Source organism: Synechococcus sp. WC10meta (assembly GCF_047461475.1).
Window position 1 is genome coordinate 1 of the sequence record NZ_JANSHF010000023.1, and the last position, 22,930, is coordinate 22,930.

General features: G+C 59.9%; 19 protein-coding genes. 8 read left to right on the forward strand and 11 right to left on the reverse strand.

What is annotated here, in order from left to right; genetic code table 11:
• Positions 1-152 precede the first annotated feature (152 nt).
• The 7 genes from NW804_RS09635 to NW804_RS09665 all read right to left on the reverse strand — a co-directional run bounded on the left by NW804_RS09635 (position 153) and on the right by NW804_RS09665 (position 10,117).
• Positions 153-2,975, reverse strand: a complete 2,823-nt coding sequence (locus NW804_RS09635) for a BPTD_3080 family restriction endonuclease (RefSeq protein WP_414423424.1) — start codon at positions 2,973-2,975, stop codon at positions 153-155.
• A complete protein-coding gene (locus tag NW804_RS09640) occupies positions 2,956-3,381 on the reverse strand; it encodes a HEPN domain-containing protein (RefSeq protein WP_414396324.1) in 426 nt (141 codons plus the stop codon). The genes NW804_RS09635 and NW804_RS09640 overlap by 20 nt, the downstream gene beginning before the upstream one ends.
• Entirely contained in the window at positions 3,365-3,682 is a 318-nt protein-coding gene (locus tag NW804_RS09645; RefSeq protein ID WP_414406111.1) for a nucleotidyltransferase domain-containing protein, read from the reverse strand. Before NW804_RS09645 ends, NW804_RS09640 begins: the two co-directional genes overlap by 17 nt.
• Entirely contained in the window at positions 3,682-6,591 is a 2,910-nt protein-coding gene (locus NW804_RS09650) for a site-specific DNA-methyltransferase (RefSeq protein WP_414423425.1), read from the reverse strand. The genes NW804_RS09645 and NW804_RS09650 overlap by 1 nt, the downstream gene beginning before the upstream one ends.
• Positions 6,592-6,954: 363 nt before the next feature.
• Positions 6,955-7,212 (reverse strand): hypothetical protein, encoded by a 258-nt coding sequence (locus NW804_RS09655; RefSeq protein ID WP_414396330.1) that lies wholly within the window; start codon positions 7,210-7,212, stop codon positions 6,955-6,957.
• 12 nt (positions 7,213-7,224) lie between these two features.
• Positions 7,225-7,485 carry a hypothetical protein gene (locus NW804_RS09660; RefSeq protein WP_414396333.1) on the reverse strand — a complete coding sequence of 87 codons (261 nt, stop codon included), beginning with the start codon at positions 7,483-7,485 and terminating at the stop codon, positions 7,225-7,227.
• Positions 7,486-7,705: 220 nt separating this feature from the next.
• A complete protein-coding gene (locus NW804_RS09665) occupies positions 7,706-10,117 on the reverse strand; it encodes a DEAD/DEAH box helicase (RefSeq protein ID WP_414423426.1) in 2,412 nt (803 codons plus the stop codon).
• A gap of 159 nt (positions 10,118-10,276) precedes the next feature.
• Between NW804_RS09665 and NW804_RS09670 the strand changes: the two genes are divergently transcribed.
• Both NW804_RS09670 and NW804_RS09675 read left to right on the forward strand, forming a co-directional pair.
• Complete coding sequence (locus NW804_RS09670; RefSeq protein WP_099813308.1) at positions 10,277-10,912, forward strand: anthranilate synthase component II; 636 nt, start codon at positions 10,277-10,279, stop codon at positions 10,910-10,912.
• The gene (locus NW804_RS09675) at positions 10,909-11,697 is read left to right on the forward strand and encodes an MBL fold metallo-hydrolase (RefSeq protein ID WP_414396338.1); all 789 of its coding nucleotides are present in this window, start codon (positions 10,909-10,911) and stop codon (positions 11,695-11,697) included. Before NW804_RS09670 ends, NW804_RS09675 begins: the two co-directional genes overlap by 4 nt.
• 46 nt (positions 11,698-11,743) lie before the next feature.
• Here NW804_RS09675 and NW804_RS09680 read toward each other — a convergent pair whose 3' ends face one another.
• Positions 11,744-12,721: a deoxyhypusine synthase family protein gene (locus NW804_RS09680; RefSeq protein ID WP_414419938.1), complete on the reverse strand. Its 978-nt coding sequence runs from the start codon at positions 12,719-12,721 to the stop codon at positions 11,744-11,746.
• Between the two features lie 159 nt (positions 12,722-12,880).
• On the opposite strand from NW804_RS09680, the gene bioB reads away from it, so the two are divergent.
• The 3 genes from bioB to NW804_RS09695 all read left to right on the forward strand — a co-directional run bounded on the left by bioB (position 12,881) and on the right by NW804_RS09695 (position 16,410).
• Complete coding sequence (gene bioB, locus NW804_RS09685; protein WP_414419939.1) at positions 12,881-13,813, forward strand: biotin synthase BioB; 933 nt, start codon at positions 12,881-12,883, stop codon at positions 13,811-13,813.
• A 266-nt stretch (positions 13,814-14,079) separates the two neighbouring features.
• Positions 14,080-16,053: an ATP-binding protein gene (locus NW804_RS09690; RefSeq protein WP_414419971.1), complete on the forward strand. Its 1,974-nt coding sequence runs from the start codon at positions 14,080-14,082 to the stop codon at positions 16,051-16,053.
• 69 nt (positions 16,054-16,122) lie between these two features.
• Complete coding sequence (locus tag NW804_RS09695; RefSeq protein WP_414419940.1) at positions 16,123-16,410, forward strand: 2TM domain-containing protein; 288 nt, start codon at positions 16,123-16,125, stop codon at positions 16,408-16,410.
• On the opposite strand, the gene NW804_RS09700 is transcribed toward NW804_RS09695, so the two are convergent.
• The 3 genes from NW804_RS09700 to petG all read right to left on the reverse strand — a co-directional run bounded on the left by NW804_RS09700 (position 16,403) and on the right by petG (position 19,326).
• Entirely contained in the window at positions 16,403-17,431 is a 1,029-nt protein-coding gene (locus NW804_RS09700) for a hemolysin family protein (RefSeq protein WP_414411037.1), read from the reverse strand. The genes NW804_RS09695 and NW804_RS09700 overlap by 8 nt on opposite strands.
• A gap of 83 nt (positions 17,432-17,514) precedes the next feature.
• Positions 17,515-19,140 carry a bifunctional pantoate--beta-alanine ligase/(d)CMP kinase gene (locus NW804_RS09705; protein WP_414411036.1) on the reverse strand — a complete coding sequence of 542 codons (1,626 nt, stop codon included), beginning with the start codon at positions 19,138-19,140 and terminating at the stop codon, positions 17,515-17,517.
• A gap of 72 nt (positions 19,141-19,212) precedes the next feature.
• Complete coding sequence (petG, locus tag NW804_RS09710; protein ID WP_414361271.1) at positions 19,213-19,326, reverse strand: cytochrome b6-f complex subunit V; 114 nt, start codon at positions 19,324-19,326, stop codon at positions 19,213-19,215.
• A gap of 123 nt (positions 19,327-19,449) precedes the next feature.
• On the opposite strand from petG, the gene NW804_RS09715 reads away from it, so the two are divergent.
• The 3 genes from NW804_RS09715 to NW804_RS09725 all read left to right on the forward strand — a co-directional run bounded on the left by NW804_RS09715 (position 19,450) and on the right by NW804_RS09725 (position 22,797).
• Positions 19,450-20,859: a 2-succinylbenzoate--CoA ligase gene (locus NW804_RS09715; RefSeq protein ID WP_414423427.1), complete on the forward strand. Its 1,410-nt coding sequence runs from the start codon at positions 19,450-19,452 to the stop codon at positions 20,857-20,859.
• Positions 20,860-21,356: 497 nt separating this feature from the next.
• The gene (locus tag NW804_RS09720) at positions 21,357-22,112 is read left to right on the forward strand and encodes an ankyrin repeat domain-containing protein (RefSeq protein ID WP_414411034.1); all 756 of its coding nucleotides are present in this window, start codon (positions 21,357-21,359) and stop codon (positions 22,110-22,112) included.
• 334 nt (positions 22,113-22,446) lie between these two features.
• Entirely contained in the window at positions 22,447-22,797 is a 351-nt protein-coding gene (locus NW804_RS09725; RefSeq protein ID WP_414396358.1) for a hypothetical protein, read from the forward strand.
• Positions 22,798-22,930 lie beyond the last annotated feature (133 nt).

The following is a 22,930-nucleotide window of genomic DNA, read 5'->3' on the forward strand; positions in this document are numbered from 1 at the left end:
TGGCGGTTTCGCTACCGCTTCCGAGGCCAGGAAAGACGGCTCAGTCTTGGCGAATATCCGTACATCCCTCTGAGAGAGGGCCGCAGTATGTACGGGGGGCCCAGCAGTTGGCTGCTATCAACACGTTCACAAGCCTTTCGGGTTCCAGCTTCCTACTGCTCTAGGCTTTGCAACAAAATGTCCCGTATCTCGCCTGGGTGACGGGCCACCTTCCACTGCCAGCGACCGAACGCGCCATGCGTATTGACGGCTTGCACCCACTCCTCGAGATAGCACCGCTTCACCCGGTCTAGTTCAGTGTCCTGTCCCTTCGTTTCCAGAATGAGCATGTCGCCATTGGCAAGCCGCACAAGAAAATCTGGCCGATACTTCCGCACCACGCCACGATAGACGTAAGGCACCTCGAAGCCCAGATGGTCGTTTTTTGCCCAGGCGCTCACGGCACTGCTATTGTCCAGGACGAAAGCGTCCGACGCCTCCCAGGTGCTGTCGTAGACACAGACGTTGATGTGTGACTTGCGCGTGCGTTGGCAGGGTTTGCTCGTGTACCAGGTACGCATTTGGCCCGTCGAGCGGATAGGGTGATCGCGGTCGAAGATCGGAGTAAGCCGCTCTGTGTTTTCCTGCCGCACCGCCTCGCACACATGTTGCACAATTCGTGACATGTTGAGGGTGATGATTAGCCGACGGCGCAGTTCGTCCTGATAAAAAAGAGGTGGGGAGATCAAGATGCGGTCAGAGCGAATGAACTGCTCCACAATCCGCACCAACTGCGCCAGCAAGATTTCGCGACTGCCTTTCCAGCTTTGCTTGATTTGATCGAATACATTCCGGGCAGTTTCGAAAATGATGCGCTGGGTGCGAAACTCCCGGGCCAACTGCTCCAGTTCGATGCGGCTGATTTGAGTTACGTCTGGCTTGCCTTCGAGAATTGGTGCCAGTTCGGCCACCTGCGGTGTCTGGGCCGCGTTCAGCTCCAAGGGCTGCACCTTCGACCAATCAAGAGTCAATACTGGCTGAAGTACGCGCTCGATACGCACCACATTTGGCCAGCGGATCTCAAACTCCGCTTTGGCTGGATCCGGCTCTACCGCAGTCTTGGGCGTTGGCGGCGGTGGCGGGCCATCTCCGCTATTCTCATGCGGTAAGAACGTGAAAGGCACGCCGAAGATGTTGACGTACTCGGGCTCAAGCAGCCCGGTCTGTGGGTTGATCTCGTAGGATGTGCGGCGCAGGCCCCGGCCTACAACCTGCTCGCACAGCAGTTGCGAGGTAAAGGCCCGCAGCCCCATAATGTGCGTCACCGTCTTGGCGTCCCAGCCCTCGCTCAGCATCCCGACGGAAATGACGTTCTGGATCTTCTCGCCTGGCTGCCCCACCTTGCCAACCGTATCTACGATCTTCCGCAAAAGTTCCGCCTGTTCTGCCTTGGTTAGCCTGCGCTCGACGGGTGCCTCTTCCTCCTCCCCCTCCTCGGTCTCGTTCGACGCCTCTACTGTTACCGCGGACTCTTCCTTTGCCTCAGCCTCTTCTAGCACCTTCGAGTCGATATGCAGGATTCGCTCCGGGTCGCATAGCTCGTCGATGTGAATGCTCCGCGAATCGAAGGCGTGCTTGACCCGCGCTGCTGTCTCAGTTCGGTTACAGACGGTGATCATCACAGGCGGCGTGGGCAGGCCGGCCGCTTTCCAGGCTCTCCATGTCTCACGCCAGTCGTAACCCAGCAGGTAATAGGCGTTCAGCACCAGATCCGGCAGCGGCTCGTGGGGTTCGGCGCGGCGGTTGAGGTCGTCTCTGACTTCTGGGTCGTTGTAGATGTGGTAGAGACGGGATTTGTAGGTTTTGGCGTCCGGCACGGCGTCGTCGCGCACCACCACACGCGGCGTCTTGACTAAGCCGGATTCGATTGCGTCGTTGAGGCCAAAATCACTGACAATCCAGCCGAACAGGGTCTCCTCGCTGCTCTTTTTTCCCGATGGTGCAAAAGGGGTGGCGGAAAAGTCGTAGCAGGTCAGAATGCCTCGTGAGCGATGCAGACGATCCAGCCCGCCTACCCAGACTGTGGCTTCCGCAGCGCTGTCTTTCAGGTCGCGAGCGCGCAAGGACTTCCCTTCAGCTTCCTGGTTGACGCGCCAGGCGTGGTGCGCCTCATCGTTGATGACTAGCAGATTGGAAGCATTTGCCATCTCGCCCAAAACTTCACGGGCATAGGCTTCGTCACTTTTGACGCCGCGCTTGTCCACGCTTTTGCGCGCCTTGATTTGCTCTTCGCTCTCCCAAGCCAGGGCGTGCCAGTTGCGCACCAATACTTTCCCTTGGCGAAGCTTATCGAGGAAGGCGGGGGGCACGATGGAAAACGCCTCATAGTAGTTGCCCTCGGCGGCTGGCTCGAGGACAGCCAGTCTCTGCTTCACCGTCAGTCCCGGCGCGATGACCAGCACGTTTTTCGAAAAGCGCGCATCTTGGGGATTGGCCACCTTGTTGAGGATGTGCCAGGCAATCACCATCGCCATCACGATGGTCTTGCCCGTACCCGTTGCCATCTTGCAGCACCGACGCAAGAAGGCCCCGCCGTCACCTGGGATCTCAATGCCTACCCGCTCGGCAGGCGGCGCCTCGGTCAGCCAAATGAGCGTCTCTGCCGCCTCCAACTGGCAAAAGAAAAAGCGACGTCTGTCGAACTCCTCGGGGTCATGCCAGTACTCCAAGAGCCGCTTGGTGATGACGGTAACGCCGGGATAGCCCGCCTCGCGCCAGGCTTTGACGCGGGGTCGAATTTGGTTGACAAGTGGGATCTCGACGAAGATGCCCGGATCGTCGAAAGATTTTGAACCGGGAGTCGCCACCACGTAGCCCGCCGGGCGGCGGCCCTCCACCAGCTCGAAGGTGCGCGTCTTGCGGTCGTAGTGCCAGTGGTATTTCGGCTCTTCGTAGGGCGAGTTGATAATCAAGCGGTCAATCGTAGTCCGGGCCATCGCCTTTCTCCCGTTCCGTTGCTGCACTGACTTCTTCCGCTGCCCAACAGCGAATCTCTGTCAGCAGACTTGCCACCTCTTGTTGGGGAATAGGCGCAAATTCTGTGTCGTCGTAGCGAAAGGCAACAGCAAAGGGGTTGAGTTGACGGAGTTGATCTTCCCCAACCGGCAACGAAATGCCCCGGTCGTTGAGCAGACGCGCTAGCTTGACCAGGTCATGGGTGCGTGTGAATTCAATCTGTTGGGCAAACAAGACTGCCTTGAGAGATTTCTCTACCGCTTGCTGGGCATGGAAATAGAGGATAGCAGGGTGAACCTCGGGGTCTTTTTTCAACACTTCAAATGCCTTGAGGTCGCGATCCGCCAAGCGCAGGGATCGCCAGGCCTCTTCAAGATGGGGCTTCATAGAGGGCTCTTCCCTCCTTGCGTGCCCAGTACAGCACCGTGCCCGGCACCTGACTGCGCCGTTGGTATTCGGCCTCAGAATAAACCAGCAGATCGATCCCTGGGCCAAGCGAGCCTACAGCTTTGTGCAAGCGGATCATTTCGCTATACGGGTCGGGCACTTCTGGTTCGACCACTATGAGATCCACGTCAGAGCCAGCGTCGGCATCGCCACGGCCATAGGAACCAAACAAAAGTATGCGGCTGGGCTGCGCTACTGCCACGATTCGTTGAACAATTTCTTGCAGAGCTTGCTCGTCCATCATGGATCCACTTTTACGACCTTCAGGCTCTCGATGCCCCGGTCATCCACAATTTTGACGGCAATGCGTCGGTGCTCACCGAGCGCAAACGGCAGCGACACCGTGCCTCGGTAAGCTTCGATCCGCTCCTCATCGATTTCTGCCTTGAGATTGCGAGCCAGTTTTGCCCAGCCCTCCTTCTCGCCTGCCATCGGGAAGAACACCTGGCGCGGGTAGAGGCTGCGCCCGTCGTAGTCGGTGTCGAGCATCCAGACGGCAATTCTATCTGCACCGCCCGATTCAATCTGGCCGGTCTTGGTGTTGTAGTAATCGAAGCCGAGAACTGAAACGCGATACTTTCCCTTGTCCTCGCCGTCGGCAATGCGTTCCGGGTACACATCCGGTTGCCCAATAAGCCAGAAGGACTCGTTGCTGGCGCGCTTTTTCTTCAGGTCGTCGGTCAAAAGGTCAGCGTTCATTTGCACTTTGAGGAACTGCATTCCAGCCAGCTCCGGCTTCATCTCGTCAATGTCTTTCGCCGCTTCCGGGTCAAACTGAAAGGCGGCAAAGATCAGCAGTTTTGGCCGTGGGACGAGCATCCGCGCTTCTTCCCAGGCCTGCTCTACTTGCCGTTGCTCGAGCGGGCCATATTCCGGGCCAAAGGAGACCACCACGCGCAGGGGGTCGTAGGCAGGCGCCGACTCGCGCACGGTATTTGCCCCTTCGTCGCTGGGCCGCGTTTCCCCCACGGCATGGAGCCAACGGCAGCCGGGCAGCGGTTCCAGCCGGGCAAAGCGGATGTATTGCCCGTTCTTCCCACGGATACCCGTCTTGAGCAGCTCGTCGCGCCATTCTTCCTGACGCAGTGTTTCGCCGGAGCGGGCAATCGAGGCATCTGCCGGCTCAGGCCTGGGCTCCAAAATCTCATCCACCGATTTCACCGCTGGGGCTGGCACTGCTTCCACGGTGAACGGGCCTGTCACCCGCACCTTCTTCCTGTCCACGAAGGGCTGGTCGTAAAGCGTCTCCTGCGGCGCGTGGCGGGCAATGGCCTCATCGATGGCTGCTTGCAGGGCACGCCGGGCTTGATGGAATCGCTCGAATGGCGTCCGGGCAGCTTCCGGCCAGTCGGCGGGAAACTCAAAGGGCACCTCCCATTCCACCAGCTCGTTGACCTTAACCACCTGGCCAGCGGGCATGGTGAAGGTTTCTGTGTCGAGCGCGGCAAAGTCTACAAAGTGGCCGGCCCGGCCACCTTGGGTCACCTTAAACTTCACCGGCTGGCCCTTCAGCGCCGCGTTGAGCTCAGCCAGGGCCTCCTCCACCGCCGGGTGCAGGCGCGCGTAGATGCCGTCAATTTCCGGATTGTTGGCGATGGACTTGAGCGTGATGTGCGGCACGGTCTTGTACTTAAAGCCGCTGCCGACGCCCTCCTGCGGGTGTGCCAGCTCGTAGTAATCGAACACGGCGGTCATCAGCCGCTGACGGGCAAGGGTAATCGCCACGCGCGAGGTGTCGCAGGTGATCCAGCGTCTGCCCCACTTCTCAGCCACATAGGCCGTAGTGCCGCTGCCGCAGGTGGGGTCGAAGACCAGGTCGCCCGGGTCGGTGGTCATCAGGATGCAGCGCTCGACAACTTTGGTGTTGGTCTGGACGGCGTAGAGTTTCTCTCCTGCCCATGCGCCAGCGATGACGGTATCCGTCCAGATATTTGTCAAGGGTCGGGTTGGAACCTCGTCCAGGAAGCGGACATAGCTGAGCGTATTCCCTACAGCAAATAAGCGCTTCGCCTGCCGCAATCGTTCCATGCCCTCCTGGTTGGTCTTCCAGTAGTTTTTTGTCAGTGTGAAGGCGGATCCTTCCAGCTCTACGGGAAACCTCGTAGACTCGCCCCCACTCTGCGACGTCATGTTGTCCGCCTTGAACACCCTTGCGTTCCGGGGAAGAGCCTCTGGGCTGCGCAGTTCCTCGCCTGTGAGCCTGCGGCGCGTGCCGTCGGGCAACTCCACATGCTGATAGCCCTTAGTGCCTTCCTCGCCCAACTCCTTTTCCAGATAGAGTTGGCGGTACTTTACCTGTGTCTTGTCTTTGGCATACCAGAGCAGGAAATCGTTGACCACGTCCAGCAACGCCCCGCCCTTACCGCTGGTTTTCACGAAACTGATGACGCTTACAAAATTCTCCCTTCCGAACACCTCATCCAGCAGGCAGCGCACCAGGTGCAGGTTCTCGTCGTTGATCTGCACGAAGATGGAGCCGCTCTCGCTGAGGAGTTCCCGGCACAAAAGCAGGCGGTCGCGCAGGTAGGTGAGGTAAGAGTGGATGCCCAGCTCCCAGGTGTCGCGGAAGGCTTTGATCTGCTCCGGCTCTGAGGTCAAATCCTCGTCCTCGCCGTCTTTGACGTCGCGCTTATTCACAAAGGGCTGGAAGTTGGAGCCGTACTTGATGCCGTAGGGCGGGTCAAAGTAGATCATCTGCACCTTGCCGGCCATTCCCTCCTTTTCCAAGAGCGAGTTCATCACCAAGAGCGAATCGCCGGCAATTAGGCGGTTCGTCCAGCCATGCTTGTGCTGGTAAAATTCGATGGCCTGGCGCAGGGGCTCCTTGCGTTCTTCCTCAAACAACCCCAGTTGTACCGGGCCAGCTTGGTCGTTTTTCTTGCGCACGGCCTCGATGATGGTGCGCGGGTCAATCCGCTCGTGGACGTGGAGCGAAACCGTGGGCACCTCGAACGAAGTGTGCTCGGCCTTGCCAGCCCAGACAAGCTGCGGATCCAGGTGCGGGTCGTAGGCGTAGGTCTTCTTCTTCTGCCCCGCGTCCCGGTCGTTCTCAGGCGTCACCAGTCCCACAGGCGGGTTGTTGAGCCGCTGTTTGTCCCGGTGCTCGTAGGATTCGATTGAGCGTTGGGTGTTGGTCTTCTTGCCTGCCATCCAGTCCTGCCTGTTGGTTGCGTCGTGGGCTTATTAGGAAGGCTAGCTTGAGACCAAACCGCTCTGAAAGACCTACAAGAGGCTAACAAACACTCCTACTTGTGGGTAGCGCAGCGTCTGTCGGGTTTCTGCTCTCTTCCTGCTAAGGTCTACGGCCCGCTAGCGCCCCTCTCCAGAGGCATGCCGTTGTTAGCCCCTGAATCACAAACTCAAAAATTCTGCTAAGGGGAGCTAGCCCCGCCCCCGATCCTGTTCCCGTATCCCCTTTCCGTTTATTTGCCTAATAGGCGGGTCAAAGCTGTTTCCATGTCGGGGACTGGGAAGCGAACCCAGTCGGGATCCTGAGGCTTTGAGTGTCCACAGCTACCTCCCCTCCCTCAGAATCAACAGCAAAGTACCAGCAATGACCGTAACAGCAGCGCTGGCGATGAGCGTGTTGGCGCGGTTGGCGGTGTCTTTGGCGAACTCGAAGAAGCGCTCATCCCACCGTCGCACCTCATCCCTCAGTTCTTGCCGGGTGGCAGCGAGGTCTGAGCGGATCTCTTGCAGCTCCTTATCAAGCCGCTCCACCGCTGCCAAAACGTCGGCCAGAGTTGGCTGTTGGTTGTTGCTCTCACTCATAGCTGAGTCCACCTACCAAAACTGAGCCAGGCCGGCTTCTATTTGCTTCCAGGGGACAAGGACTAGCCACTCCCCGCTGAAGGGATCCTGCAGCAGCACTACCTCTTCCGGATCTAGCCCCAGCTTGCGGGCTTCCTCCTGCTGCAGCCGCAAACACTCTTCTGCGTCTTCGCGGCTGGCGTGGCGAATGTCGTGGTAGTTGGGCGGCTCAATCTTGCCAGCTACCAGATCCTCTATCCAGCGCTCAAAGTCTTCAACTGAGTCGAAGTGCATATTGGCTACTACGCGCAAGTGGACGGACTTGACTGGGTGGAGGCTAGGCGGCCATCGCGCTCAGCCTGTTTGATACAGGTGCTCATCGGAGGGGAGAGGCTAGCTGGATTCTAGCCTGCCACTGGGAAGAGGCCATTCGCTTAGGCCTTAACCCGGACAGGGTGGTAGTGAAAGTCACTGCCGCGCAAGGGCTTATGATCCCACCCTCGCCAAAGTGCTGCTAGATCAGCTCGCTCACCGGGAAGCGATCCAGCATTTCTTGAGCTTCGCGGGCATTTTCCCGCAGCTCCGCTGGCAAATGAGGAATGTGGGGGATCTGAGAGAGCAAATCCAAGGTGCGGCGAATCAGGCGCACAATATCCCCAGCATCCAGGTTGGTGCTGGCCTCCAGCTTTTCCCAGGGGATCCCTTGGGCCCAGTGTTCCACGATCCCGGCCAGATCGGGCTCAAACCCAATTGGCACATGAAACACCTGGTGTTGACGTTGGCTGCGGAACAGTTGCCGCCGCAGGCCTCGCAAGCCATGCAGCACATCCTCAACTAGCCCAGAAGTCCGCAGCCGGCTGTAGGTACCTGAACGGGGAGGCTCGGCCACCAGAGCAGCAATGACCCCAGCCAAGTGATGGGGGGCACAGCCTAGACATTCGCCAGAGAGCAGAGCTAGACCCAGCCAGAGCTCGTTATCCCCTCGCAGAGCAGCCACCACCTCCCCACTAACTGTTGGCTGATACCCTTGCAGACAGTCGAACTCCTGCAGCACGCCCACCAGGGCCATAAATTGCTGCCAGCGCAACTCCTGCACAGACTCACTCTGGCGCTCCAAGTGCTGGAGGCGCTTGAGCAGGCGCTGGCGCTTTTCCTGTAAACCCAGCAGCTTTTTCCCGACCCTGTGGGCAGGGTTGGCGCGGATGCGGGCTTCTAGGGCGCGGATTTTCTCCTCTTGGGCTTGGATGTGGGGAAAGGCCAATAGGCGCAGGGTGGGATCCGGTTCTGCTTCCTGCTGTTTGAGCAGATAGCGCAAAAGGCGCCGCTCTTCCCGCCGTTGCGCCTGCATTTTCTCGTAGCGGGCGATATCTTCGTCGGAAATCCCCTCCAGGAGGCGGTCAATTTCCTCCAGCTCGGCGCGAGTGCGCTGGAGCTCCTGTTGTTCGGGCAACCTTTGCAGCGAGAGCAAATACTGGCCAAAGCTGCGGTTGATGAGATCCCGGGCCGCCTCCAGAGAGTGCTTCTGCAGCAAGTTCAGCACCATGCCATAGGTGGGGGTAAACTGGCTCACCAGGGGATCCGCTCCTGCCGTGGCCAGCCGCGCTGCCTCCTGCGCCCCCTCAAAGGGAGATTGCAAGGTCACCACATGCCCAATCACATCTTTGCCCCGCCGTCCAGCCCGCCCTGACATTTGCATAAACTCAGAGGCAGTTAGAAGGCGATGGCCGTTGTCGGTGCGCTTGGAGAGGGAGGAAATCACCGTCGTGCGGGCGGGCATGTTGATCCCGGCAGCCAGCGTCTCGGTGGCAAAAACTAGCTTCACCAGCCCCTGCTGAAACAGGTGCTCGACCAGGCCCTTCCAGGCGGGCAACAGGCCGGCATGGTGGGCGGCAATGCCCCGGTAGAGGGCATCCAGTTGATCCCGGCGCACTGCCTCTGGCATTTCCTGGCAGAAACGGTCGATCTGCTCGGCCAACTGCCGCCGCTCTTCTTCAGAGCTAATTAAGTCCAAGTTTCCCAAACTGGCCACCGCCAGGTCACAGCCCTTGCGGCTGAAGATGAAATAGATGGCCGGCAGCATATCCCGTCGGCGCAGGTTTTCCACCACCTGGGCCATATCCGGTACTTCTCCGTAGGGAGCCTGGCCTGACTTGGAGGGCTTGCTTCTCAGGCGGCGATTGCAAACCCACTGGCCTGACTCGGTTTGCTCCAGCAGGGGGAACAGCCCTTTGCGATTGGCAAAGTGAAATTGCAGCGGCACTGGGCGATGGCTGGAATCGACAAGTCGCGTGGGGCCATGCACCTGGTTCATCCAGTCGGTAAGCTGGTCGCTGTTGGCCAGGGTGGCCGAGAGGGCAACAAGCTGGATGTGGGCAGGGCAGTAGATAATTGCCTCTTCCCAGACAGTGCCCCGCTGTTGGTCGTTCATGTAGTGGCATTCGTCCAGGATCACCGCCTGCACGTCCCGCAAGGGATCCCGGCTTAGAGCCTCCGCCTCTTCCCACGCATCCCTCTCGCTGCCGTAGGGCCCGCGCTGGACAGCCAGAGAGAGCGGCGTGCCGTAGAGCATATTGCGGAAGATCTCGGTGGTCATCACCAAGATCGGCGCTTCCCGGTTGATGGAGATGTCGCCGGTGAGGAGGCCAACCCGCTCCGGGCCGAATTGCTGGCTGAAATCGCGAAACTTTTGGTTGGAAAGAGCCTTCAGAGGGGTTGTGTAGAAAACCCGCTTGCCTTGGGACAAGGCCCGGTGGATGGCATACTCTCCAATCAGGGTCTTGCCGGATCCTGTAGGCGCACAGACCACCACCGATTCCCCAGCGGCCAGAGCTTGAATCGCTTGGATCTGAAACTCATCCAGCTCAAAAGGGAAAAGCCTGCGCAACTCGTCCAGCAAGTCGGTCGCCGGAGAGAGAAGCAAGTTCATGGGATCTGAAAAATCAAAAACAACCTAAAAGCTAGCCACCTTGCTGCTGCTTGTGTGCTATACCCTCCAGGATACAAGCTGGATTTGGGTGTTGGCTCCGGGTTGCGGGCCCTGAAGCCTGGGCAATGCTAAAATGGGGTGCCGTTGCCGGGTGCCATCGTGCTGGTTGTTATCGACAACTACGACAGCTTCACCTACAACCTGGTGCAATACCTGGGGGAGCTAGGCGCAGGGGTACGAGTTTTTCGCAATGACGAGATTTCAGTGGCCCAGCTGCGCCAGATGCGTCCCCAGGCGGTTGTCATTTCTCCAGGGCCAGGACGGCCCGAAGATGCCGGCATCTCGCTGGAGTTGATCCGCGAGCTGGGGCCGGAGCTGCCGATTTTGGGCGTCTGTCTGGGTCACCAGTGCATTGGACAGGTCTACGGCGGTCGGATCGTGCGCGCACCTGAGCTGATGCACGGCAAGACTTCCCTCATCTATCATCGAGGGGTGGGAGTGTTTGAGGGGCTGAGCCAGCCTTTTGTTGCAACCCGCTACCACAGCTTGGTGATTGAGGCTTCCACCTGTCCTGACGAACTAGAGGTGACGGCCCAAACCCAGGACGGCATCATTATGGGGATCCGCCACCGCCGCTATCTTCATGTGCAGGGCGTGCAGTTCCACCCGGAGAGCATTTTGACCGCGGAGGGCAAACGCCTGCTGAGCAACTTCCTGCGCTTGGCCCAGATCCCTACCTCGGGATTGCTCCAGCCGGCGGCTGCCGGGGTTGTGTCAAGGATCCCCACCCGATGAAGCGTCGCCAACTTTTGCAAGCCAGCGCCAGCTTGCTGGGATCCCTTGCCGCAGGGGGTCAATGGGCAAGGGCGCAAACTGATCCTTCTCCAGGGGGATCCCTGGAGTTTACCCCCGGCTCCAGCGCCCAGGGCCTGCAGCTGACCTGGCTGCACCACAGTTGCGTTTTGTTTGAGGGGGAGGGCAAGCGCTTTCTGGTTAACCCCTTTCGGCCAGCCGGTTGTACAGCCGGCTACCCTCCCCCCCGCGTCGCTGCCGATCTGGTGCTCCTCAGCAGCCGCCTTTTGGACGAGGGAGCTTTGGACGTGGTGCCCGGCAACCCCAAAGTGCTGTTTCAGCCAGGCGACTACCTCATCGACGGGATCCGCGTGCAGGGGGTGCGCATGCCGCGGGGCCCCCGCTTTGGCCTCAACGTAGGCTGGCGCTGGCGCATGGGCGGGATCGACATTGTCCACCTGGGAGGGGCACTGCAGCCCATTGGCCGGGAGCAGTCCATCTTGCTCTCTCGCCCTGACCTGTTGTTGGTGCCGGTGGGAGGTGGGCCGAAGAATTACGATCCCAAGGCAGCCAAGGCAGCCATCGAAGCGCTGCAGCCCAAGTTGGTCATCCCCACCATGTATCGCACCGCCGCCGCCGAGGAGTCCCAATGCGAGCTGTTGCCTCTGGAGGCGTTTTTGCGCCTATTTCCCCCCGCTGCCGCGCAACCTGCCCTCAGCAACCCATTGCTACTTTCGGCTCAAGCCCTGCCCAGGCAAGGGATGGCCATCCTGTACTTTGAGCAGTAAGGCCACGCAGCGCAGGCGATGGGCTGTGAGCGTTGGCCTGGGAGTTTTACCACCCCAACACCCAGGCAAAGATTAAAGGCGCCACGATGGTGGCATCCGACTCGATGACGAACTTGGGTGTGTCGACCCCCAACTTGCCCCAGGTGATCTTCTCGTTGGGCGCCGCCCCCGAGTAGGAGCCGTAGCTGGTGGTAGAGTCGCTGATCTGGCAGAAATAGCCCCACAGGGGGATCCCCTTGCGGCCTAGGTCTTGGTGCAGCATGGGCACTACACAGATGGGAAAATCTCCGGCAATGCCACCGCCAATCTGGAAGAAGCCGACGGAGCACTCCGCTGAGGTGCGTGTGTACCAATCGGCCAGGTGGATCATGTACTCAATGCCCGTGCGGACGGTGTGGACATTGCGGATCTCACCGGTGATGCAGTGGGCAGCGTACATGTTGCCGGTGGTGGAGTCCTCCCAGCCCGGCACGTAGAGGGGCAAGTCAGCCTCCATGGCCGCGTAAACCCAGGAATCCCGGGGATTAATTTGGTAGTAGGGCTCCAGCCTGCCGCTGCGCAGGATGCGGTAGATGAACTCGTGCGGGAAGTAGCGCTCCCCCGCCTGGTCGGCAGCTATCCACTCTTCCAGCAGAGCTTTTTCTAGGCGCCGCATCGCCTCTTCCTCCGGGATGCAGGTATCCGTTACCCGGTTCATGTGCCGCTCCAGCAGCTCCTGCTCCTGCTGCGGGCTGAGATCCCGGTAGTTGGGCACCCGCTCGTAGAAGTCGTGGGCAATGAGGTTAAAGATGTCTTCCTCAAGGTTGGCGCCAGTGCAGGAGATGGCGTGCACCTTGCCCTGCCGAATCATCTCCGCCAGGGAAAGGCCCAGCTCCGCCGTGCTCATGGCACCCGCCAAGGTCACCATCATCTTGCCGCCCTTTTCCAAGTGGGCAGAGTAGCCCTTGGCCGCTTCTACCAGGGCGGCGGCGTTGAAGTGGCGAAAGTGATGCTCGATAAATTGGCTGACAGGGCCGTTGGTCACTGCTTCCCCCGTTATTATGTGTTATTATGTGTCTATTGTGTCTATGGTTGAGTTCCTGAGCGCGGCAGGATCCGCCGTCGCAAAGCAGGATCACCAATTCTAGCAAGCCCAGAAGGGCTAGCAAACTTTTGGGGATTTTTTCCCCCTTCCGGCGTGGACATGGCCATTGCTCTAGAGGACGTCCGCCAAATCTACCATCGGCCTCTCCTGCAGTTGGTGTACGAGGCGCAAGCGGTACACCGGCAGCACCACCCGCCCGACCGGGTGCAACTGTGTGCCCTTGTCAACATCAAATCGGGCCGCTGTCCGGAAGACTGCGCCTATTGCCCCCAAAGCGCCCGCTACTCGACGGGCATCGAGACCTATCCCTTGATTGCGCTGGATACGCTGCGTCAGCACGCCATTGCCGCCCAAAAGGCAGGCGCCACTCGGCTGTGCATGGGGGCTGCCTGGCGGTCAGCCCCGCAAGGGGAGGCGTTTGAGCGCGTGCTGGAGATGGTGCGCGTGGTGCGCGAGCTGGGGATGGAGGCCTGTGCCACTCTGGGAATGCTGTCGGCGGCTCAGGCCCAGCAGCTGGCGGCGGCGGGGCTGACGGCCTACAACCATAACCTGGACACCTCGCCGGAGTTCTACTCCCGCATCATCACGACGCGCACCTACCGGGAGCGGCTGGAGACTTTGGCCCATGTGGCGGCAGCCGGCTTGCAGATCTGCTGTGGCGGCATTGTCGGCCTTGGAGAAACCGACGAAGACCGCATCGGCCTGCTGCACGTGCTGGCCAACCTGACGCCGCCGCCCACCTCAGTGCCCATCAACGCTCTGGTGCCGGTGCCCGGCACGCCCTTAGGCCAGCTTCCCCCTCCCGATCCGCTGCTGCTGGTGCGCACCATCGCCACTGCTCGCCTGCTGCTGCCCACGGCCCAGATCCGGCTCTCGGCAGGGCGGAGAAATCTTTCCGAGAGCGAGCAAGCCCTGTGCTTCTTGGCAGGTGCCAACTCCATTTTTACCGGCGACAAATTGCTGACCACGCCCAACCCAGGGTCGGCTGCCGATGCAGCTTTGCTGCAAAAGCTGGGCCTGCGACCGCTCTAGGGGCAAATGTCTTGGCGCTTCTGCAATGCCGTTGCAGGTCTCGGCTGGGCGGGCTGTGCTCTTCTGCTGGGTGACGATTCTTGACAGAGGAGGTCACTATCTCCTAACCCTGTCGGCAGCCATGTCAGAATGATGGCGACAGTGTTTCCAAGGTTGCTAGCGTTGGGTTGATGCCTCCTGTCAGCACCGTCGAGCCAGCTGAGCCAATTGTTGAAGCCCAATCTCCAGAAGCGACTGCTCCGTCTCCAGAGCCATTGCCTGGGGCTGTGGATCCCTCGCAGTCGAAGCCAGCCGGGTCTTCGATGGGATCCCTGCAGCGCTGGTGGGCGCGCTGGAAATACAAGCTGCGCCTGGAGACCCAGTTGCTCTTTGTGGCCACGCTGGTGGTCTCGCTGGTGGTGAGCAGCTTCACCTTCTGGGCCGTCAGCACCGTGCAGCAAGATGCCCGCTTTAACGAGGCCCGCTTTGGCCGGGATCTAGGGTTGCTATTGGCAGCCAATGTTGCTCCCCTCATTGCTGAAGAGCGCCTTGGTGAAGTGGCCCAACTGTCGCGGCAATACTTTGAGAGCACCAGCAGCATCCGCTATTTGCTCTACGCCGACCCCGAGGGGAACATCTACTACGGGATCCCGTTTTCCAACCAGGAGGTGAAAACCTCTCTCAGCCTTACCCGTCGCATGCAACTGCCGGGCAACCGTCCGCCTGCTGAGGGCCAGCCCCTGGTGCGCGCCCACCTCACCCCTGCCGGGCGGGTGACGGACATTTTTGTTGGCATCTACCATCAGGGCCGCTTTTTGGGCACCCTGGCCCTGGGCATCAACCCCAACCCTGCCCTGGTGCGCTCTACGCAACTGGCGCGCGAGGTCTCGATTGGGGTGTTTTTGGCGGTGTGGGTTCTGGCCATCCTGGGAGCCGTGGTCAACGCTCTCACCATCACCTACCCCATCAAGGAGCTGGTCAAAGGCGTCCAGGAAATCACCAAGGGTAACTTCAAACAGCGCATCGACCTGCCCTTTGGGGGGGAGCTGGCCCAACTCATCGACAGCTTTAACAAGATGGCAGAGCGGCTGCAGAGCTACGAGGAGCAGAACATTGAGGAACTGGCTGCTGCCAAGGCTAAGCTGGAGACGCTGGTGTTTTCCATCGTCGATGCGGCCATCTTGCTGGATGCCGAGTTTCGGGTCCTGCTGCTCAACCCAGCTGCCTCGCGCATGTTTGGCTGGGAAGGCGAGCCTGTCCTGGGCAAACCCTTGCTGGAGCTCTTGCCCGAGGATCTGCGGCAGCAACTGGCCCGCCCGCTCACGCAAATTGCCCGCGGGGATCAAGAGGCAGAGGAAATTCGCGTCAACCTCACCAGCCCTACCAAGCGGGTTATCCGCATCCTGCTTTCGCCAGTGTCCGACCCGCGGCGGCAAAACCTCAAGGGGATTGTCATCACCGTGCAGGATATTACCCGCGAGGCAGAGCTCAACGAGGCCAAAGCCCAGTTCATCAGCAACATCAGCCACGAACTGCGCACTCCTCTATTTAGCATCAAGTCGTTCATCGAGACCCTCTACGAGTATGGCGAGCAAATGTCGCCGCAGGAGCGGCTGGACTACCTGGAAATTGCCAACCGCGAAACAGATCGCCTCACTCGTTTGGTCAATGACGTATTGGATTTGTCGCGCCTAGAGTCGGGCAAGCAGTATCACTTTGAGGCTGTTGACATCTCCGCCGTTATCGAGCAAACCCTGCGCACCCATCACCTGCAAGCCCGCGACAAGGGGATCCTGCTGCGCCAGTTTCTCGATCCGGATCTGCCGCCGGTGTGGGGCAACTACGATCTCCTCTTGCAGGTCATGACCAACCTCTTGAGCAATGCCATCAAGTTCACCCCCTCCGGAGGCACAGTGACGGTGCATGCCCACCTGGTGGTTCGGCCGGATGGAGCCCCACAGGCAGTGCGGGTGGCGGTGGCCGACACTGGCATTGGCATCGCCCCGGAGGATCAGGAGCGGATTTTCGAGCGCTTTTTCCGAGTGGAGAACCGGGTACATACCCTGGAGGGCACTGGCCTGGGCCTAGCCATCGTGCGCAACATCCTGGAGAAGCACCGAACCCGCATCTGCCTAGAAAGCAAGCTGGAACAGGGCTCCACCTTTTGGTTTGACCTGCACCTGTACACTGAGGAGGGCCCCTTGGAGTTTGAGGACCAGCCAGCCGAGACGGATCCCCCCAGTTGCCGCTGGCGGCAGTGACCTTGAGGAGCAAAAGGCTGGGGTTGGGATGTTCTACACTGGAGAAAGTTTTAACTAGACGGTTTTGCCATGCCGCCGCGCTGGCCCCGCAAACCCTCCCGTCGGGATCCCGAGTTTCGCAAGCTGGATGACCGCTACACCTACGCAACTCATCTGGCTGTTTTTCTCTGCAGCGCCTCGGGGCTAGTGTTTTTCCAACAGCTGTATCGGGCCGATTGGCCGTGGCTGCTACCTCTACTAGGCTGGTGGGGCCTAGGCTTGGGGATCCACAGCTTTTGGATCTTTTTTGTGGCCCGCTACCCCAACGACCCAAGCTTTCGGGATCCCGCCAACGAAGACTCTGCAAAAGTTAGCTAGAGGCGGAGCGCTGCCGTTGTTGCCGCCGCAAAAGCAGGGGAGAGAGGTCGCTCTCGTCGTAGATCTCCCCCACCAGCTCCTCCAAGATGTCCTCCAGCGTGATGAGGCCACTGGTGCCGCCAAATTCATCTACCACAATCCCCAGGTGTTGGCGGGAGCGCAGCATCTCTTTAAGCAGTAGGCTGACGCGCTTGGTCTCGGGGACAAAAAAGGGCGGCGACATCGCCTTGGTTACCTCGACATTGCCTTCTTGCTCCAGGTGGCGCAGGGCCTGCTTGAGGTGGATGACGCCCACAATCTCGTCTTTGGATTCCCCTTGGACGGGGATGCGGGAGTAGCCTGTCTCCAGGCAGAGTTTCACCACATCCTGCAGCGTTTTATCGTGGGAGATGGTTTCCATTTTTACTCTAGGCTTGGCCACATCCCGGGCCCGCAGCCCATCTAAAGCTAGGGCACCGCGGAACAGGCGCCGCTTCTGCCAGTCCAGCAGCCCCCGCTGCCCCAACACATCAATCAACAGTTCCAAATCCTTGAGAGAAGTAGTGGACGTCAAGGGAGAAAGCTCCAGGAGATGAAAAAGTCTGCCAACAAGCCACTCAAAGGCATGGGTCAAAGGGCGCAGCAGCACCGCTAGGGCATAGACAGGCCGCACCACCCAGCGGAAAACTGCCAGCGGATGGCTGACCGCCAAGGACTTGGGAGCCACTTCGCCTATCAAGAGCACCAGGATCGTGGTGGGCAGGGTGGCAACCAAGCCCCCCAGCGGGGATCCCAGCAGCTCGATGGAGATGGTTGTAGCCAGGGCAGCAATGCCAATGTTGACAAAGTTGTTCACCAGCAGCAAGCTCGTGATGAGCTGTGACCGCTGCTGTTGAACCAGCCGGTAGAACCCCTGCGGATCCCCCTTGTCCTCGATTAGGGACTCCAGGCGCAGGTTGTCCATGGCGGTAATGGCTGTCTCCGCACCGGAGCAAAACGCTGAGACAAGGAGTAAAACGGCAAGGAGAAGCAGACTACCCATAGCGTTCCCGACTACCCAGAGCCGGAGAGAAGGCGTTTGCGTTGGGGAGGCACTTCCCTTATCCCGCTACCTCACTTCGCGGCTTAGCCTTTTGCATCAGGCTGCTCTAAGCCGGCCTTCTCCAAAAGCTGCCGGTACAACGTCACAATTTTGTTCTCCACCTCGGCCTGGCTTAGGTGATCCGTATCGATCAAAATGGCATCGGGAGCAGGCCGCAAGGGCGCAATCTGACGCTCACTGTCGTAGCGATCCCGCTGCTCGAGCTGGGCTTTTAGTTCTTCCAAGGACACTACCTGCCCTTGCGCCTGCAGCTGATGTTGCCGACGCTGCGCCCGCTCTCCCAGCGAGGCCGTTAAGAAGACTTTTAGCTCAGCATCGGGAAAGACATGGGTACCAATATCGCGTCCTTCCAGAACGGCCCCTCCATCTCGACCTAGGAGGCGCTGCTGCTTCACCAACTCCTGTCGCACCCCTGGCACTGCCGCCACCTGTGAAACCCAGCGGGTTACTTCAGGAGAGCGAATGGCCTGGGTAATTTCTTGGCCATTGGCCCAGATGCGGGTTGGTTCGTCAGGCGAGGGGCCGCTTTGCAGCCTCAGTTGAGTTTGGGCAGCCAGTTGGGTGAGCTGCTCGGCGTCGTCCAACGGGATCCCCCGTTGCAGGGCTAGCCAGGTAATAGCCCGATACATGGCCCCTGTGTCCAAGTACAGCAGCTGCAGCTGAGCGGCCACCGCTCGGGCTACACTGGACTTACCCGCTCCTGCAGGGCCGTCGATGGCAATCAGGGGACGGCGCCCCCTTTTTGGAGAAGGCAGCACAGCCCCCTCTTCCTTCTGAGGCGGCAAATCGCTTTTCTCCCTTGCCAAAAGTAAGTTGTCGATGAGGCGCGTTTGCCCGACGTAGGCTGCAATAGCTAGGAGCCCCTTGTCTTTTACTTCCGAGAGGGGTTGGAGGGTTTGCGGATCCACCAGCTCTAGGTATTGCAGGCGCAGCTCAGGGGTGTGCTCCAGCTCGGCACGCGCCGCCGCCAGGATCCCTTCAGCAGAGGAATCTCCGGCCTGCCAGTGCTCATAGCCCCGGCGCAAAGCGCGGTAGAGGCCCGCTGCCACCTGCCGTTCCTCTGCCGAGAGGTAGCGGTTGCGGGAACTGTAGGCCAGGCCATCCGCCTCTCGAACGGTGGGGCAGGGGACAATGGCGGTGGGGATCTGCAGGTCTTGAACCAGCCGCTGGATGATGGCCAGTTGCTGGGCATCCTTTTGGCCAAAGTAAGCCCGCTGGGGCTGGACCAGGTTTAGCAGTTGTACCACAATGGTGGCTACCCCGCGGAAGTGACCTGGCCGGTGGGGAGCGCAGAGGGTTTGCAAGAGGGAGGGCGGGGGATCGACCCAAGTGCGATCTCTAGCAGATGCCGGGTCCGCTCCCATTTCTTGCAGGTCGGGGGCAAAAACCACATCCACGCCTGCGGCTTCACACAGAGCTCGATCTCCCTCCTCATCGCGGGGGTAGCGCTCCCAGTCTTCGTTGGGGCCAAATTGCAGCGGGTTGACGAAAATACTGACCACCGTGTGGTCACACTCCTGGCGGCAGCGGCGAATCAAGCTGAGATGCCCCTCGTGCAGGGATCCCATCGTTGGCACCAGGCCGATGGTGGATCCCCGCCACTTGGCCACTTGCTCCCGCAATGCCGCCACCGTGCGCAGCCACTGCATGGCTTTGCCGCCTCACCCCCTTGGCCAGTTTCCTGGCTGCAGGCCAGGGCCAGTTGGCTGGACTGCCTGCCTTTACAGACCCATCTTATTGCTGCGCTGATACTGCCGGTAGGCCGACACAAACAAGCCTGCTAGGGTAACCAGAACCATCCCCAAGACGATCCCCAGCAAAATGGGCTCGATCACAAACCCCACCTCCTACTCCAAACCTAGATCATGATAAGCCATGCTCCAAAAACTGCCGAGCTGGCTTGTAAGTACCCGCTGGCCTTTGACTGCCGTGGCGTGTAGGCTGAGGATCCCCTTGCCATGATGGCCTCTAACTCTTCTTGCCCTCCCAGCTTGAAGGAGCGCCTGTCTAACCTGGAAGGACACCTACGTCCTTTGGCAGAAAAGGCTGTGCCTCTGCTGGTGGCAGACTCGGATCCGCTGCAGGTGTGGGCTTTGGTTTTGGCCTGCCAGCGCTTGGGGATCCCCCTCTTCTTGGCCAATCCCCGCTGGGGAGAACGGGAGTGGAGCCAGGCTTTGGCTGGCCTGGGATCCGCTTGGCGCTGGCGGCAAGGGCAGTTGCAGGGGGATCCCACCTCCTCCACCTCCCCTCTGGGGCACTGGCAGCGGATCTTGCCCAGCGCCGACTGGCCAGTGATTGGGATCCCTACTGGTGGCTCCAGCGGCCAGGTGAGATGGGCGGTGCACTCCTGGCGTACCCTCAGCGCCTCCGCCAGAGCCCACCAACAGCACTTCGGCGTGGAGTGTGTCCATAGCTATTGCATGCTGCCCTTGTACCACGTCAGCGGCCTCATGCAGGCCGTTCGCTCCTGGCTGAGCAACGGGCAGTGGATTGTCTGGGATTGGAAACGCCAGCAGCAAGCTGAGGCCTGGGATCCGCCTTTGCCGGGTAGCTTCCTGTCCCTGGTGCCCACCCAGTTGCAGCGGCTGCTACTGGATGCCCGGCCGAGAGTGCTGGAAAGCCTGCGCCAATTCCAGGCCATTTTGGTTGGCGGCGGCCCTACCTGGCCCAGCTTGCGACAACAGGCCCGGCAGTTGTACCTGCCCCTGGCCCTCACCTACGGCATGACCGAAACCGCCTCCCAGGTATGTACGCTGCTGCCGCAAGCCTTCTTACAAGGGAGCGACAGCTTGGGTCGACCCCTACCCCATGCCCGCCTGGAGATCCGGGGCGAAGCCGGGGATCCCCTACCCGTCCAGACAGTGGGCTCTATCCACGTCTGGGCCGAATCCCTGGCCCTAGGCTACTACCCCTTGGCGGGGGAAGCTGAGGGCCTGGGCAAGTGGCAACAGCAGGGTTTTGCCCCTGGGGATTGGGGCTACCTCGACTCCCAAGGTCACCTCCACTGGCTGGGCCGCGCCGACGACCTAATCCTAACGGGAGGGGAAAAAGTGATGGCGGCTGAGGTGGAAGGGGAAATCCGCGCCAGCGGCTGGGTGGAAGATGTCTGTGTGCTGGGCCTGCCTGACCAGGAGTGGGGGCAGCAGCTGGTGGCCGTGGCTGTGCCCAAGGTTGGGATCCCTCTGACCGCCGACGAGCTGGAGAAACACCTGAAGCGGCACCTCACGCAACAACTAAGCCCCTTCAAACACCCCAAGCGGTGGCTATGGTGTAGCGGGATCCCGCGCAACGCCCAAGGCAAGGTCAACCGCCAGCAGCTCCGGCAGTGGGCAGCCCAGCAGTTGGGAGTTGCAGCGCTAGGCAGCTAGCCAGATCCCCCCTGGACACTCAGAAGGCTCAGAGCTTGCCGGACTTCAAAGGCCAGCTCCTGGTTATTCCTGCCGTTGGCGGCCTGCCGAAGCGTTGATAGGCCAGAGCTAGGGGGTGGATGAGAGATCCTAACTTCCCAAAACTGAGCGGGGGATTGTCATCGGGCGTCGTAGTGCCGCCTCGGGACCCTTCTCCCGCGACCCTAGCGTGAATGGGAACCGCGTAGAGATCCAGCGGTGGCAGGATAAGTGAGAAAAATTTGCAGAAGCTGGCTTAAAGCTCGGACTTGGCCTGTGCCCCTGCCGATCCCGCCATTTAACCCGCCATTTAAATTTAACCCGGATCCGCCTGACTTGAGTCTCAAATCTTTCTCATGACTGCAGCTAGACGCCGAGCGTTCCTGCAGCTACCAGTGTTAGACTTTGCCTGGGTTATTAGCCCCTAACCGATTTAGCTCAGCTCTCCTATTCGAACAACTTTTAGCGAGAACCCTTCTATGAGTGAAGCCCTGCACCGCGCCCTTGCTGACGGCGATTCTCAACGACTACTGGACTATCTGCAGCAAGGGGAAGATGTGAACGCCCCTGATTGGCAGGGATTGACCCCCCTCCACAAAGCTGTCCTCAGCGGCAATTTGGAGCTGGTAGATTTGCTCTTGGCCCATGGCGCTTCTGTCCACGCTCTGGATCCTACAGGGGCAACTCCACTCCATTTGGCTGCCGCCAGCGGCCAGGTGGAAGCGGTGGAGCGGCTTCTGAAAGCAGGCAGCGATATCAACTTGCCAGACCGCCATGGGTACACTCCTCTGCATCGGGCTGTCTTGGCAGATCGAGCAGAAGTCATCAGCCTGCTGATTCAACAAGGGGCAGATGTCTGTAGGGTTCTTCACTGGGCTGTGGCCACGGGTCGGAAAAGTGCTCTGGCCCGCCTACTTTCTAAAGGAGCCCCTGTGGATGCAGTCGACGAAGCAGGGCGAACCCCTTTACACGAGGCAGCGGCCCAAGGACATCTAGGTATTGCGCGCTTTCTGATCCTGTACGGGGCTAACGTCAATGCCCGCAGCCGCTTTGGAGCAACGCCCCTGCACTGGGCTGCCTGGGGAGGACATGTCCCGATGCTGGAGCTTTTGCTGGAGCATGGGGCCGAATTAAACCCTCGCAATCAGGATGGACACACTCCCTTAGCCTATGCGCAAAAACGCCAGCACAGGCTAGCTGTTCAGTGGCTACAAGAACGAGGCGCAACTCTCTGAACTTCTCACCTCTCCCACCCCCCAATCCCCTCAAAAAACCCTGCCCCTGTTAACAGCCTAGAACCTCAACCAGGAGGAAAGGGATCCCTTGGCTGGTTCCGCCGGTGCGGGATCCCCTGCTTCGCCCAAGACAAGAGAGGAAGACGAACACCCAACTGGGTGACAGCATAGCACTATTGAGATTAAATTGCAATATCTTACCCAGCTAGCTGGGGGTCTCCTTGATAAAGACTTGCATCAGCACGGGAGGTTCTGGTAGAGTTCCTGCCTAGAGGGTAGTTGGCAAAGATTTGCAGCTAGATCTCCGCCGGAGAAGAGGCTTAGAGTGGCAGGTATGGAAGGGCAGCAAGTTCAGGCAGACGTATGGTGTCGGCCGTTGGGACAACTGGCGCCTCAGTGGTGGCTGGGATGGAGTCCTGAGCAGGGCTTTCGGCTCTACCGCAAAGAGTTTCTGCCTTCTCCTTGTGCTTTGCGGATTAGCTACCGAGAGCAAGACGGCTGGCTGGATGTGTATCTGGGGGAAGCCGAGCAGCATCCCCAGCGGCGGTGCAGCCTCTTAGAGGCAACAGCGCGGGTGGCTTTGCACTACTTGCCAGAGGATTTGCCCCAGGTTCGCCTTCTTCAGTGCCCGCATGAGCGCATTCCTCTGCGGCTTTGGCAGCGGCTAACGCAGCAGCATAGCTGAGAACAGTTCAGAATTTGGGTAGCTCCGCGGGCTCTCCTCTAGTCCTTGATTCACTAGACAATCAGCCACTTTGTGGCATGACCAACCTCCTGCCTTGACGGAGATGGGCTGAGCTAGTAGGCTTGCGAGTACA

Excerpts from the sequence above, each read along its gene's own strand:
- NW804_RS09635 (WP_414423424.1), bottom strand. The coding sequence starts at position 2,975 with ATGGCCCGGACTACGATTGACCGCTTGATTATCAACTCGCCCTACGAA.
- NW804_RS09640 (WP_414396324.1), bottom strand. The coding sequence starts at position 3,381 with ATGAAGCCCCATCTTGAAGAGGCCTGGCGATCCCTGCGCTTGGCGGAT.
- NW804_RS09645 (WP_414406111.1), bottom strand. The coding sequence starts at position 3,682 with ATGGACGAGCAAGCTCTGCAAGAAATTGTTCAACGAATCGTGGCAGTA.
- NW804_RS09650 (WP_414423425.1), bottom strand. The coding sequence starts at position 6,591 with ATGGCAGGCAAGAAGACCAACACCCAACGCTCAATCGAATCCTACGAG.
- NW804_RS09655 (WP_414396330.1), bottom strand. The coding sequence starts at position 7,212 with ATGAGTGAGAGCAACAACCAACAGCCAACTCTGGCCGACGTTTTGGCA.
- NW804_RS09660 (WP_414396333.1), bottom strand. The coding sequence starts at position 7,485 with ATGCACTTCGACTCAGTTGAAGACTTTGAGCGCTGGATAGAGGATCTG.
- NW804_RS09665 (WP_414423426.1), bottom strand. The coding sequence starts at position 10,117 with ATGAACTTGCTTCTCTCTCCGGCGACCGACTTGCTGGACGAGTTGCGC.
- NW804_RS09675 (WP_414396338.1), top strand. The coding sequence starts at position 10,909 with ATGAAGCGTCGCCAACTTTTGCAAGCCAGCGCCAGCTTGCTGGGATCC.
- bioB (WP_414419939.1), top strand. The coding sequence starts at position 12,881 with ATGGCCATTGCTCTAGAGGACGTCCGCCAAATCTACCATCGGCCTCTC.
- NW804_RS09695 (WP_414419940.1), top strand. The coding sequence starts at position 16,123 with ATGCCGCCGCGCTGGCCCCGCAAACCCTCCCGTCGGGATCCCGAGTTT.
- NW804_RS09700 (WP_414411037.1), bottom strand. The coding sequence starts at position 17,431 with ATGGGTAGTCTGCTTCTCCTTGCCGTTTTACTCCTTGTCTCAGCGTTT.
- NW804_RS09705 (WP_414411036.1), bottom strand. The coding sequence starts at position 19,140 with ATGCAGTGGCTGCGCACGGTGGCGGCATTGCGGGAGCAAGTGGCCAAG.
- NW804_RS09715 (WP_414423427.1), top strand. The coding sequence starts at position 19,450 with ATGATGGCCTCTAACTCTTCTTGCCCTCCCAGCTTGAAGGAGCGCCTG.
- NW804_RS09720 (WP_414411034.1), top strand. The coding sequence starts at position 21,357 with ATGAGTGAAGCCCTGCACCGCGCCCTTGCTGACGGCGATTCTCAACGA.
- NW804_RS09725 (WP_414396358.1), top strand. The coding sequence starts at position 22,447 with ATGGAAGGGCAGCAAGTTCAGGCAGACGTATGGTGTCGGCCGTTGGGA.